Raw genomic sequence first — 12,871 nt, forward strand, 5'->3', positions numbered from 1 at the left:
AAGAACGACCGAAGAAAGAACTCAGCGGGCTGACGCCCGCTGACTACGCTGCGCGGATGGCCGCAGAAGCGGCCATTTAAACCCTGGGGCTCTGGATCGAAACGCTACTGAAACCGGGGTATGGTCGCAGATGCGGCAGGGCGGCGCGGCAGCAGTAGAACACGCCGTCGACGTTGATGCGCATGACGCGCGACCAGTCGTCGTCGCTGGCGTCCGGAATGCGCTTCTGCACCGCCACGCCGGCATTGTTGACCAACACGTCGATCTGGCCGAAGCGCTCGACCGTGGCGTCCATGAGAGCGCGGACCTAGGCGTCGTCGGACACATCGGCCGGGTGAACCAGCACCTTGTCCTTGTTCGGCAGCTGGGCGGCGAGCTGCTCCAGCTTGTCCTGGGTGCGGCCAACGAGCACGACGTTGGCCTGTTCGGGGGCGAAGCGTTTCGCGGTCGCGGCGCCGATACCGGAGCCGGCACCGGTGATGATCACGGCCTTGTCCGTGAAGCGTTCCATGCGTTGTCCCCGGTGGTTGGAATGACCAAAAAAAGCCGCGACGAACGGCCGCGGCGAGGGCGTGTTGTCGTGTGGCGCGGCCCCGCGTTGTGGCCCAAATAGTGCCAGACAAGGCGCGTGGCGCCGGCCCTGGTCATTCCAGGGGCAAGCCGCGCAACGCCATATGGCGCTATTTGGGCCGCAACCCTCGGGGCCAGCGTCCATTTTCCCGCGATACGGCGTTGCAGCACGCTCATGTAGCACAGCTACACAACGCGCACTGCGCCTTGTCTTGCGGAAAAATGGCCGCTGGCGCGGCGTCGGGCCACACGGCAACACGCCCAATGGCTGTTACAACTACCAAGTTGTCGACGGATCGGGCCAAATCAAGCCCGATCCGTCGTGCTGGGCTACTGCTTGTCGAAGATCATGATGCCCCAGGCCAGGTGGCCGGCCTTGCCGGCATCGACCCAGTGTTGCAGGCCCTTCTTCATGTTGGCGATATAGTCGTTTGAAATCGCCGAATCGCGCAGATCGTCCTCCCGCGCTTCTAGCGTTTCACGAATCCCGCCGTAATGACGCGGCACCTGTTCGGTGTGATCCTCGAACTGGCGCAGCGCGAAGCCGAGCCGTTCGAGCTCGCGCCGGTAGAAACCGGGTGAACCCATGGTTTCCAGCTGGATGCGATCCAGCACCGGCCCGAGCACCCCGTCGGGGCAATCGTCCGACTGCATCGGGTCGGTGAAGATGAAGCTGCCGCCGGGTTTGAGCACCCGCGCGACTTCCTCGAGCACGCGGGTGCGGTTACCGGAATGCAGCATCGCGTCCTGCGACCAGACGATATCGAAGGTGTCGTTTTCATACGGCACGTTTTCGAAATCGCCATCGACGATGGTCACGAGCTCGTCCAGGCCGCGCTCGACGTTCTGTTTGCGGCCGCGCTCGTTTTGCACTTCCGACAGGTTCAGCGACACCACTTCGGCGCCGTAATGCTCGGCCATGTAGCGTGCCGAGCCGCCATAGCCGCCGCCGATGTCGAGCACTTTCGCGTCCTTGAGCTTGTCGCCGAGCTTGTCGCACATGCGTGCGACGGTCCGGTGGCTGGCGTCCACCACCGGCTCCTCGTCAGACTGGTACAGCCCGATGTGGATATCCTCGCCGCCCCAAAGACGGGAGTAGAAGTTCTCGGCGTCGTCGCTGTTGTAGTACGCCTGGGCGGTTTGTACTGCCTCGGAATACTGCGTCATGTTGCCTCCGCGATTACTTGGATGCCTTGGCTTCGTCTGCGTCCTCGTCCTGAGGCCGATAGGCCTTTTCGGCCACGTGGATGAAGAAGTCCGGATCCTCTTCGCGGTAGCTGCTCTGGAAGTCCCCGTAGGTGGTCACCGACTGGAAGCCCACCTGGTGCATCAGATCGTGCACATAGTTCTTGCGCAGCGGAAACATGTTGAGGTGGTAGACCGAGCCGTCGTCCGAGAACTCGTAGCGAAAGCGCGCCAGGCCTTCGTCGATGTGCTCGGGCGCGGCGGATACGCCTTCGCCGCAGTAGTAGTACTTGTGGCCGGGCTTGGATTTGCCTTCGAGCAGCGCGTCGTAGTTGCGCTGGTCGAGGATCAGAATCCCGTCGTGCTTGAGCATGGAATAGAACTCGGCCAGCGTGCGACGCCGATCGTGTTCGTTGAAAATATGGGTGAAGGAATTGCCCAGACAGATGATGGCGTCGTAGCGCCCCACCACGTCGCGCGACATCCAGCGCCAGTCGCTGTGCACCGTGGACAGGATCATGCCGCGGTCGCGGGCGTTGTCGAACGCCTTGGCGAGCATTTGCGGGCTGCCGTCGACGCTGGCGACCTCGAAACCGGCCTTCAGTAGTTGCACGGAGTGAAATCCGGTGCCTGTTGCTGCATCAATAACGGAAGTGCAGCCGTACTTCTTCAGAACGTCGATGAAGAAGCTGCCTTCGCTGGCGGCCCGACCGTCCCAGTCGATGAGGTCGTCCCAGCGTTCCACGAAGTCGTGGACATATTCGTGTTGATAGTGGTCGGTTTCGCGCACTTCGGTTGGCTGCTGGCCGAACTCCTGAGTGCGTTTGAACATCACGTTGTCGGTTGCTGCGTTTGTCATACACGAAATTCCCCGTCGCGGTGCGGTCGCGCCTCGACCCCTTGCCGCAATCTTTCAAATGGTCACTACTACCGTATGCAACCGATGCGCCAGACTTCAATTCAGTTCGGCCATGTCGCTGTTCGGTCACGAGAACAGCCTGCCGGACGGTTGTGATCGGGACATGACCCGATCGGCTCATGAGCGCATTCGGGCGCCTTCGGTGCACGCATACCGTGCAATGCCAACGTTTTTGGGACGTCGTGGTGCAAAGCGGTCACAGGGCTCGGGGCTGCGCTGATATGCGATCGTTCACTGCGCTCTACACACGTCTGGATGCCAGCACGGCGACCAACGACAAGGTCGCGGCCATGCGCGATTACTTCGCGAGCGCCCCGGCGGCGGATGCGGCCTGGGCCGTGTCGTTCTTGTGCGGCCGGCGTATCAAGCGCCTCATTCCGTCGGCACGACTGCGTGAATGGACGGCCGAAGCCATCGACATGCCGCTCTGGCTGGTCGAGGAAAGCTATTCGGCGGTCGGGGACCTCGCTGAAACCGTGACCCTGCTGCTCGACGAGATCGAAACCGGCAGCGCGGGCCTGGATATCGCCCTGCATGACTGGGTGGAGCAGCGCATCCTGCCGCTGCGTAACATGGACGACGATGCCCGTCAGGCGCATATCGTCGACTACTGGCGCGAGCTGCCCACCGATGCGCGCTTCACCCTCAACAAACTGCTGACCGGCGCCTTTCGGGTCGGCGTATCGCGGCGTCTGGTCACGCGTGCGCTCGCCGAGACCGCTAATATCGAGCCGGCGCGTATCGCCCATCGGCTAATGGGCCGCTGGCAGCCCACGCCGGACTTCTTCGAGCGGCTCGTTGATCCCGAAGACCGCGGCGAGGATGCCGCTCAGCCCTATCCCTTCTTCCTCGCCTCGCCGATCGAACAGGCGCCCATCGCAACGATGGCCGACCTCGGCGAACCCGCCGACTGGCATGCGGAATGGAAATGGGACGGTATCCGTGCCCAGCTCATTCGTCGCCAGGGCCAGTGCCATATCTGGTCGCGCGGCGAGGACCTGATGGAAGGCCGCTTTCCCGAGATCGAACAGGCAGCCGCCGAGCTGCCGGACGGCTGCGTGCTCGACGGCGAGATTCTGGCCTGGGTCGCGGGCGAACCACGGGCGCTGCCGTTCGCGCGCCTGCAGCGGCGCATCGGCCGGCTCAAGCCGTCGGCGAAGATGCAGGCCAATCATCCGGTACGGTTTCTGGCCTACGACCTCATGGAAGCCGGCGGGCACGATATTCGCGATACGCCGATCGAAGCGCGCCGCTCGCGGTTGCGCGACATTGTGGGCGAGCACGACGACAACGCGCGGATCACCCTGTCGGCGGACGTGGCGGCGGCAAGCTGGGACGAGCTCGCCGAACTGCGCGAACGCAGCCGTGAGTTCGCCACCGAGGGCTTCGTGCTCAAGCGCGCCGGCTCGCCTTACCGCGTGGGGCGTACCCGCGGCGACTGGTGGAAATGGAAGGTCGACCCGTATTCCGTCGACGCGGTGCTGCTCTATGCCCAGCCGGGCAGCGGTCGGCGTTCGAATCTGTTGACCGACTATACGTTCGCGGTTTGGGACGGCGACGATCTGGTGCCCTTCGCCAAGGCCTATTCGGGGCTCACCGACGAGGAAATCGGCCAGGTCGACCACTGGATCCGTCGGCATACGAAGGAACGCTTCGGGCCGGTCCGCTCGGTCGAACCGACCCACGTTTTCGAACTGCACTTCGAGGGTATTCAGGCGTCCAACCGGCACAAGTCCGGCATCGCGGTACGCTTTCCGCGCATCGCACGCTGGCGTCACGACAAGCGTATTCAGGACGCCGACAGTCTCGACGGCGTAAAAGCGCTGCTTCCGGCCGAGGAAAAGGTAACGCCATGAACGCCCACAGCGAACACGATCAAACCGCGCCGCACGCCGCCACGCGGCGCCACGTACGCTGGCAGGACATGACCTGGAAGGATTATGTTCGCATCGCGGCGGGCGTCGTGATGTTCGTGCTCGGCATCGTCGGCCTGGTGCTGCCGGTGCTTCAGGGCGTGCTGTTCTTGATCATCTCGGCGATTCTGCTCGCGCCATACTCGCGCTGGGTGTCCAAACAGCTGGACCGCGGCGAGCGGCGCTTTCCCTGGGTCGCCGCCAAGGCGCGTTCGATCACCCAGCGCTGGCGACGCAAGGCCGATCGGCATGATCCGTCCTGACGCTGCACTCTGATGATCGGCTCGGATGAATAGGCTGGCGCGGCAGCCGGCTGCGCCGTCGGCCACCACCCGAATCGAAGACTGGTTCGCCGCGCGCGATTGGCAGGTCTTCGACTTCCAGCGCGAGGCCTGGGCAGCCTACGCGAACGGCGAATCGGGCCTGATCCATGCGCCGACCGGCACCGGCAAGACGCTGGCCGCCTGGTTTGGCGCGCTCGACCACTGGCTCACGACAACCGATGACGTCGACGCCACGCCGGGCCTGACCGTGCTCTGGATCACGCCGCTCCGGGCGCTGGCCGCCGATACCACGGCGCATCTGGAAGCCAGTGCCGCCGAACTGGGGCTGAACTGGACCGTGGAGCGGCGCACCGGCGATACCAAGAGCCATATCAAGGCACGCCAGCGCAAGAAGCTGCCGAGCGCGCTGGTCACCACGCCGGAAAGCCTGTGCCTGCTGCTGTCCTATGCCGAGCACGAAAAGCTGTTCGCTACCCTGGAAGTCGTGGTCGTCGACGAATGGCATGAGCTGCTCTCGACCAAGCGCGGGGTGCAGCTGGAGCTGGCGCTTGCGCGTCTGCGGGGTTTACGGCCGGCGCTGCGCACCTGGGGGCTGTCGGCCACGCTGGCCAATCTCGACGAAGCCGCGGATGCGCTGACCGGCGGCGCGACGGCACGCTCGATTCGCGGCCTGGTTCCAGCCGAGACCCGGATCGAGGCGCTCGTTCCCGAGACCATCGAGCGCTTTCCCTGGGCCGGGCATCTGGGCACGCGCCTGGTCGAGCCGGTGATCGCCGCGCTCGAAGCCGCCGAGACCACGCTGTTGTTCACCAACACCCGGTCGCAGGCCGAGCTCTGGCATCAGGCGCTGCTGCGCGCGCGACCCGACTGGCTCGAATACATCGCGCTGCATCACGGTTCGCTGGATCGCGACCTGCGCGATCGGGTGGAAGCGATGATCGCCGACGGGCGGCTGCGTTGCGTGGTGGCCACGAGCAGCCTCGATCTGGGCGTGGATTTCTCGCCGGTCGACCAGGTGATCCAGATCGGCAGCCCCAAGGGTGTGGCGCGCCTGCTCCAGCGCGCCGGGCGTTCCGGCCATCGGCCCGGTGTGGCCAGCCGGATTCTGTGTGTGCCGACCCATGCCTTCGAGCTGGTCGAGATCGCGGCCGCGCGGCGCAAGGCGCTGGCCGGCGAGGTCGAGGCGCGCGAGCCGCTGGCCGGCGCGCTGGACGTGCTCGCCCAGCATATCGTCACCCGCGCGCTGGGCAGCACGCGCGACGGCGGGGTGGACCAGACCTCTCTGCTTGCCGAGGTGCGCAGCAGCCGCGCCTACCGCGACTTGAGCGATGCCGAGTGGCGCTGGACGCTGGATTTCGTCACCCGCGGCGGCGCGGCGCTTTCGGCCTATCCGGAGTTCCGGCGCGTCGAGGAGAACGACGGCCGCCTGCGGGTCACCGATCGGCGTATCGCCCGTCGGCATCGCATGACCATGGGCACGATCACCTCCGACGCGGCGATGAGCGTGCAGTTCGTTAAGGGCGGGCGGCTCGGCACGGTGGAGGAGCGCTTCATCGCCCAGCTCAAGCCCGGTGACGTATTCCTGTTCTCCGGGCGGCTGCTGGAACTCGCGCGTGTGCGTGATCTGACCGCCTATGTGAAAACCGCCACGCGCAAGAACCGCCAGGTACCGCGCTGGGCCGGTGGACGCATGGCGATATCGGGCACGCTGGCGGACGCGATCCGCGCGCTGCTCGAAGCAGCCCGCGATAACGACTACCGCGAACCCGAGCTGGCCGCGATTCGTGATCTGCTGGAAATCCAGCGTCGCTGGTCGGCGCTGCCGGCCGCGCATGAGCTGCTCGTCGAGCACGTCACCAGCCGCGAGGGCCGGCACTGGTTCTTCTATCCGTTTGCGGGCCGGCTCGCCCATGAGGGGCTGTCGGCGTTGGTGGCCTGGCGGCTGGCGCGTATCCACAAGGCGTCGTTCCGGTTCTCGGTGAACGACTACGGCTTCGAACTGGTCACCCGTAATAAGGTCGACTTCAGCGAAACCGAGTTAAGGGCCGCGCTATCGCCGGACAATCTCGTCGAAGACCTCATGGCCTGTCTGAACGCCGCCGAGCTGTCCAAGCGGGCGTTTCGCGATATCGCGCGCATTGCCGGTCTGGTATTTTCCGGCTACCCCGGCGCGCACAAGAGCGCACGCCAGGTCCAGGCCTCCAGCGGACTGGTGTTCGACGTGCTCACCCGCTACGACGCCGACAACCTGCTGCTCGACCAGGCCCGGCGCGAAGTGCTCGAACGCGAACTGGAGTTCAACCGCGTGCATGCCGCGCTCGAACGCATCGCGCAGCAGTCGTTATGCGTCGCGAACCCGCCGCGGCTCACGCCGCTGGGTTTTCCGCTCTGGGTCGAGCGCGTGGCCAGCCAGGTATCGAACGAGTCCTGGCGTGACCGCGTCGAGCGCATGACGGTGCAGCTGGAAAAAGCCGCGGACAAAAAGCCGCGTAAGTCGACCGCAAGCGAACGCAAATGGGAAGGCAGATAGAAGACAGGTTGTTGGCAGCGCGGGTTAGCGGCGTTGCCCACTTTCAACCGATGTGGCGTTAATCGAGTGGGGCCCCGAGTACGTATGGGTTCAGCCAGCGCGTGCATTCGGTCGAAAGCACGTTTGCCTCACGCAAAGGCGCGAAGACGCAAAGAACGACAGCCGGCTTTTCGATCGCGCGGGTCTGACTTGTTTTGGTGTCTTCGCGGCTTTGCGTGAAACCATCGCAAGCGCACGCATACCGGTGGAGTGGCCCGTCTAACCGGGGCGTCGGGCAACATCACGATCCTTTCTTTTTTATTTGCGCTCTTCGCGTTCAGTTGCGGACTATCAAAAAGCAATGACTCTCAGCGCGGAACACATTTCAAGCACGAGCCACGCAGCGCTGGAACTCGCCGGCGAGCGCTTGCTGCTGCGCGCGGATCACAGCGTCTACTGGCCGGCCGCACGCACGCTGTTGGTCGCCGATACCCATTTCGGCAAGGCCGGCGTGTTTCGACAACAAGGCCTGGGGGTGCCGCGCGGCACGACCGATGCGGACCTGAACCGGCTGGGTGCTGCGTTGACCGAGACCGGCGCCGCGCGGCTGATCGTTCTCGGCGATTTCGTCCATGCGCCGCCGAGCGCTGATGCGCCCTGGCTGGCGCGCTTCGCGGCCTGGCGCGAGCGTTTTGCGGCTGTCGAGATGATCGTCACCCGCGGCAACCACGATCGCGCCGATCGACTGCCGATTGACTGCGATATCGGCTGGCATGCCGGCAGCCTGCTGGAAGCGCCGTTCGTGTTGCGCCACGAACCCGCGGCAGATGCCCGCGGGCCGGTACTCGCCGGGCATGTCCATCCGGTCGTGCGCCTGGGCGATGGCAGCGAAAGCCTGCGCGTGCCGGTGTTCTGGCGTCATGCCGACGGGCTGATGCTGCCGGCGTTCTGCAGCTTTGCCGGTGGCGGGCGGGTGTCGCCGCGTGCAGGCGATCGCGTGTTCGTGGTCGGCGAGGGCGAGGTCGTGGAAGCGATGACGCCGGGCGGCCGGACGCGCGCTCAGTGAGCCGGGCCGCAGCCGCACGCGGCGGCGCCAGACTGGATGAAGGCCCGATCGCGCGCCACCTGATCGCGCTGTCGCTGCCCATGGTCTGGGGCATTCTCGCGATGATCGCCTTCAACGTGGCGGATACCTTCTTCGTCGCGCGGCTGGGCACCGCGCCGCTGGCCGCGCTGTCGTTCACTTTTCCCGTGGTGATGACGGTTTTCTCACTCGCGCTGGGGCTGGGCATCGGCGCGGCATCGGTGATCTCGCGCACGGTCGGCCGCGGCGATCACGACGAGGTGCGGCGTCTGACCACCGACAGCATGTGGCTCGCGATGGCCATCGTGCTGGTGTTCATGGCCGCCGGGCTTGCAACCATCGAGCCCCTGTTTTCGCTGCTCGGCGCCGGCCCCGAGACGCTGCCGCTGATCGTGGCGTATATGCAGATCTGGTATCTCGGCGCGCCGTTCGTGATCGTGCCCATGATCGCCAACAACGCCATGCGCGCCTGCGGCAATGCCCGTCTGCCGAGCGCGATCATGGTGGGCAGCGCGGCGCTGAATTTCGTGCTCGATCCGCTGCTGATCTTCGGACTCGGACCGGTGCCCGCGCTCGGCCTCCAGGGCGCGGCGATCGCGTCGCTGGCCGCCCGCGCGGCGGCTTTTGTATTGGCGGTTGCGGCGTTGCACTACCGCATGCGGCTCATCGTCTGGGCGCTGCCGCGCTGGCAGCACCTGCGCGTGTCGGCGCGGCGCGTTGCCGTTATCGCGCTGCCGGCCGCCGCGACCAACATGGTCAACCCGATCGCGGTGGCTGTCGTGACCGCCGTGGTGGCGAGCTTCGGCCCGGCCGCGGTGGCCGGCTTCGGCGTGGCCACCCGCATCGAGGCGATCGCGGTGGTGCCGCTGCTCGCGCTCACGGCCGGCCTCGGCCCGTTGATAGGCCAGAACTGGGGCGCGTCCGAAGCCGGGCGCGTGCGCGCGGCGATGCGTATCAGCGCGCTGTTCTGCCTTGCCTGGGGGTTGGCGATCGCCGTGCTGCTGTTCGTGTTCGCCCCGCAGATCGCCGGCCTGTTCGAGGCGGATGCCGAAACCCGCGCCGCGGCGGTGACCTATCTGCGCTGGGTGCCGCCCACCTTTGCCGCCTACGGCGTGCTGATCTGCGTGAATGCGGCGTTCAATGCGGTGGGCCAGCCCATGCGGGCAACCGCGCTCATGCTCGGACGCACCTTCGGGTTGTTCGTGCCGCTGGCCGCACTTGGCGGCTGGCTGATCGGCCTTTGGGCGGTGTTTGCGGCCGCGGCCGTGGCCAACCTCGCGATGGGGCTCGTCGGCTACGCGCTGGCGCGTCGCCGACTCACCGCATCGGTCTGACGCTACGGTGCGTCCTGTCCGCGCCAGGCCTCGAAACGATCGCGCTCGTCCTGGCTGGCGCTATTCCACCAGTACTTGAGCATCTGCAGCGACTGCGGCGGGGCGTTGTCCGGCGCCGGCTGCGGCCCGGGCGCCGCGCTGGCGTTGGCCGCCCCTTGTGCGACCGGCGCATACACCGTATTGCCGCGGCGGATGGTTTCGACTTCCGGCTCGGCCACGCTGACCTGGCCGCTGACCGTTTCGCCGTTGCCGCGATTCTCGATCGCGAGCGTGGGCTCGGCCGCGAACGCTTCGCCGGCGGCCGGTGTTTCCGGGCGCTCGCCGACGACCGCGTAACGGCTGTTCGCGCTGGCCTGGAACGTCACCGTAATGGGTTCGGAGAGCACGCGCGTGTAGTCGTCCGTGCGGTCTGTGGTGTTTTCGATGAGATCGAAGTAGCGCAGGACCAACTCGTGCTTGCCGGGGGCCACCCGCAGGTTCTGGTCGCGCCCATCGAAGCTGTTGAAGCTGTCGCGCAGCACCGTGCCGTCGATCGCCTGGACCTGGAACTGATAGGGCACGAACAGTTCGGCGCTGGCCTGGTCGGCGCGCGCGCCGCTGTCGAGTTGCCGTACGCTGGCGCAACCGCTGGCCAGTAGAAGCAGAGCGCCGAACAGCAGGCAGGCAGACAGGCGTGAATCGATACGTGGCATGGCCGGTTCCCGAGAAGAGCGTGAATCGTGGCAGGCCGGCGCGTGTCGCAACGCGCGGCTGATGCACACGATGCGCACGCAACATGACATTTGCATGACAGTTGCGTGACGCGGGACACGGCCGCGCTCGTCGCCTGGCTCGGCAGCCTTCGCACGCGGCAGGTAGAATCCCGCGCATGCTTATCGCCATCGTTATCGGCGCCATTGCCGGCGCTACGTTCATGGGTCTGCCGGGCGCACTGCTCGGCGGCGTTCTCGGTTACTGGGCCGCGCAACTGATCGCCATGACCCTGCTCAAGGGCGCGCTCGGCACGATCCGCACCCAGTTCCTGAATTCGACGTTCGCCGTTATGGGCGCGCTGTGCAAGGCCGACGGCCAGGTCACGCGCGACGAGATTCGTGTCGCCGAGGAGCTGTTTTCCAAGCTGCGTCTGTCCGACGACCAGAAGGCGCAGGCCCGGGCGTCGTTCAATCGCGGCAAGGCCGCAGAGTTCGATCTCGACGCCGAAGTCGAGCGTTTCCGCAAGGTCGCGCGAGGCCAGCGCGCGCTGCACCAGATGTTCCTGCAGGTGCAGATCGCGGCGATCGCCGCCGACGGCAAGATCAGCAGCGCCGAGCACGACATGATCCTGCGGGTAGCGCGCGGGCTGGGTCTGTCGGATATGGAAATCCGCCAGCTCGAGGCGATGCTGTCCGGTCGCGGCGCGAGTGGGGCGTCTGGCGACGGCATGGGGTCCAAGGCCGGTGTCGATCCCAAGGAACAACTCGAGCAGGCCTATGCGGTGCTCGGCGTGGAATCGTCGGCCAGCGACGGCGAGGTGAAGAAAGCCTATCGTCGCCAGATGAGTCAGAACCATCCCGACAAGCTGGCATCCAAGGGCATGCCGGAAAGCATGCGCGAGATGGCCGAAGAGAAGACCCGTGAGATCGGCGCCGCCTACGAGCGCATCTGCGAGGCACGCGGCATCAACTGAACCGGGCGGCTCGCCCGGGTGATCGGCGGTATACGAGAACAATAACGAAGGAGAAAAGATATGGGTCCATCGCTATGGGCATTGACCGGCTTTGCCGGCTGGACGCTGTTGCTGATCGGCGCCATGATCGCTTACCGCATCCCGCTCGTGCTGTCGATGCGCAAGCGGGCCGACGCCTGGACGCGCGGTCGCGAGGTCGATCAAGCGGCGGTCATGACGCGCCTCGAGGGCGCGTATGCCAATTGCCTGGAAATGCTGCCGATATTCGCGTCGGTCGTGCTCGTGGCCGCGGTCGCGGACGCCGAGGCGATTACTGCCGGCCTGGCAGGCTGGTTTCTCGCAGCCCGCATCGGCCAGTCCGTCGCGCACATTATTTCCGTGCATCACCTGGTGATCTTTTTCGCTCGATTTCCATTCTTTCTGGTCCAGGTGCTGATCCTAGCCTACTGGATCATCGCGCTCCTTCAACTGGGCTGACCGACCGGCGCAGGCTCAGGTTGCCGTAGACTCCAGCCGCTCGAGAAACCATTGCAGTGCGCGGCCCGGCGCCGCGGTGCGCCAGAGCAGATGGGTACGCTGGCTATCGCGCGGTGTGGCCAACGGGCGTTCGACCAGGCGGCCCGCGGCAAGCGCTGTCTGGACCCAGGCCGCGGGGCAGTGGCCGATGCCCAGTCCCTGTTCGATCGCCTCGATCTTGCTGTGCATGGTGGTCACCGTCAGGCGCGGCTGGCCGTCGAGCAGTCCGGCGCTGCGTGCGGACAGATGGCGCGCGCTGTCGGCGACGACGACCGCCCGCCAGGCCCGCAGTTCGTCTTCGGTGAGCGGGTGTTCGATGGCGGCCAGAGGATGATCGGGCGCGCAGCAGAACAAGAACGTCACCTGCGTGAATGGCGCCCGGCGGATACCGGCGCCGGCCGGGGGTTCGGCCACGCCAATCGCCAGATCCACGCGGTCCTCGATCAACGCCTCCCAGGTGCCGCCGAGCACTTCGCCGCAAACGCGCAGGTTGATGGCCGGGTGCGCACGCTGCAAGGCGCCGATTGCGGGCCATAGCTGTTGCGGTGCGATCAACCCGTCCACGGCGAGTCGCAGTTCCGGTTCCCAGTGGTCCGCCAAGCGTTGTGCCGCGGCGCCCAGTTCGCGGCTTGCGGTGAGAATACGACGGCCTTCGTCGAGCAGCAGTCGTCCGGCCGGTGTGAGCACCGCGCGATGGCCGCTGCGGTCGAACACCGCGATGCCGAGATCGGATTCAAGCTGGCTGACCGTGTAGGAGACTGCCGAAGGCACGCGGTAGAGCGCGGCCGCCGCGGCGGCGAAGCTGCCGTGGCGTTCGATGGCGTCCAGCGTTTCCAGTGCTTCGAGTCTGACGGGATCGTTCATGGGAAAGCGCCGGGGGTTTAGGGTTCA

General features: G+C 66.0%; 11 protein-coding genes and 1 pseudogene. 7 read left to right on the top strand and 5 right to left on the bottom strand.

Going from position 1 to position 12,871, the window contains the following annotated elements:
• Nucleotides 1-76: 76 nt before the first annotated feature.
• The 3 genes and pseudogenes from J7355_RS17650 to J7355_RS04100 form a co-directional block, all read right to left on the bottom strand.
• A pseudogene (locus J7355_RS17650) lies at nucleotides 77-715 on the bottom strand (SDR family NAD(P)-dependent oxidoreductase).
• Between the two features lie 185 nt (nucleotides 716-900).
• Nucleotides 901-1,737 carry a methyltransferase domain-containing protein gene (locus tag J7355_RS04095; protein ID WP_209060181.1) on the bottom strand — a complete coding sequence of 279 codons (837 nt, stop codon included), beginning with the start codon at nucleotides 1,735-1,737 and terminating at the stop codon, nucleotides 901-903.
• A 13-nt stretch (nucleotides 1,738-1,750) separates the two neighbouring features.
• Nucleotides 1,751-2,614, bottom strand: a complete 864-nt coding sequence (locus tag J7355_RS04100; RefSeq protein ID WP_209060182.1) for a class I SAM-dependent methyltransferase — start codon at nucleotides 2,612-2,614, stop codon at nucleotides 1,751-1,753.
• A gap of 281 nt (nucleotides 2,615-2,895) precedes the next feature.
• Between J7355_RS04100 and J7355_RS04105 the strand changes: the two genes are divergently transcribed.
• From J7355_RS04105 to J7355_RS04125, 5 genes are all read left to right on the top strand, one after another.
• The gene (locus J7355_RS04105; protein WP_209060183.1) at nucleotides 2,896-4,530 is read left to right on the top strand and encodes an ATP-dependent DNA ligase; all 1,635 of its coding nucleotides are present in this window, start codon (nucleotides 2,896-2,898) and stop codon (nucleotides 4,528-4,530) included.
• Nucleotides 4,527-4,850 (top strand): hypothetical protein, encoded by a 324-nt coding sequence (locus tag J7355_RS04110; RefSeq protein ID WP_209060184.1) that lies wholly within the window; start codon nucleotides 4,527-4,529, stop codon nucleotides 4,848-4,850. Before J7355_RS04105 ends, J7355_RS04110 begins: the two co-directional genes overlap by 4 nt.
• A gap of 25 nt (nucleotides 4,851-4,875) precedes the next feature.
• Nucleotides 4,876-7,401, top strand: coding sequence for a ligase-associated DNA damage response DEXH box helicase (locus J7355_RS04115; RefSeq protein WP_209060185.1), 2,526 nt, complete (start codon nucleotides 4,876-4,878; stop codon nucleotides 7,399-7,401).
• A gap of 340 nt (nucleotides 7,402-7,741) precedes the next feature.
• Nucleotides 7,742-8,446 carry a ligase-associated DNA damage response endonuclease PdeM gene (gene pdeM, locus J7355_RS04120; protein ID WP_209060186.1) on the top strand — a complete coding sequence of 235 codons (705 nt, stop codon included), beginning with the start codon at nucleotides 7,742-7,744 and terminating at the stop codon, nucleotides 8,444-8,446.
• Nucleotides 8,443-9,798: an MATE family efflux transporter gene (locus J7355_RS04125; RefSeq protein WP_209060187.1), complete on the top strand. Its 1,356-nt coding sequence runs from the start codon at nucleotides 8,443-8,445 to the stop codon at nucleotides 9,796-9,798. The genes pdeM and J7355_RS04125 overlap by 4 nt, the downstream gene beginning before the upstream one ends.
• A 2-nt stretch (nucleotides 9,799-9,800) precedes the next feature.
• Here J7355_RS04125 and J7355_RS04130 read toward each other — a convergent pair whose 3' ends face one another.
• Nucleotides 9,801-10,490 (bottom strand): DUF2057 family protein, encoded by a 690-nt coding sequence (locus tag J7355_RS04130; protein ID WP_209060188.1) that lies wholly within the window; start codon nucleotides 10,488-10,490, stop codon nucleotides 9,801-9,803.
• Between the two features lie 176 nt (nucleotides 10,491-10,666).
• Here J7355_RS04130 and djlA point away from each other — a divergent pair, with 176 nt between their 5' ends.
• Together djlA and J7355_RS04140 are read left to right on the top strand one after the other, a co-directional pair.
• Nucleotides 10,667-11,464 carry a co-chaperone DjlA gene (djlA, locus tag J7355_RS04135; protein WP_209060189.1) on the top strand — a complete coding sequence of 266 codons (798 nt, stop codon included), beginning with the start codon at nucleotides 10,667-10,669 and terminating at the stop codon, nucleotides 11,462-11,464.
• A gap of 81 nt (nucleotides 11,465-11,545) precedes the next feature.
• On the top strand, nucleotides 11,546-11,941 hold the full coding sequence (locus J7355_RS04140; RefSeq protein ID WP_209060190.1) for an MAPEG family protein: 396 nt from the start codon (nucleotides 11,546-11,548) through the stop codon (nucleotides 11,939-11,941).
• 15 nt (nucleotides 11,942-11,956) lie between these two features.
• On the opposite strand, the gene J7355_RS04145 is transcribed toward J7355_RS04140, so the two are convergent.
• Complete coding sequence (locus J7355_RS04145) at nucleotides 11,957-12,844, bottom strand: LysR substrate-binding domain-containing protein (protein WP_209060191.1); 888 nt, start codon at nucleotides 12,842-12,844, stop codon at nucleotides 11,957-11,959.
• Nucleotides 12,845-12,871: the final 27 nt, after the last annotated feature.

It is taken from the genome of Endozoicomonas sp. G2_2 (assembly GCF_017744135.1).
In the GTDB taxonomy this organism is placed as follows: Bacteria; Pseudomonadota; Gammaproteobacteria; order Nevskiales; family Salinisphaeraceae; genus Salinisphaera.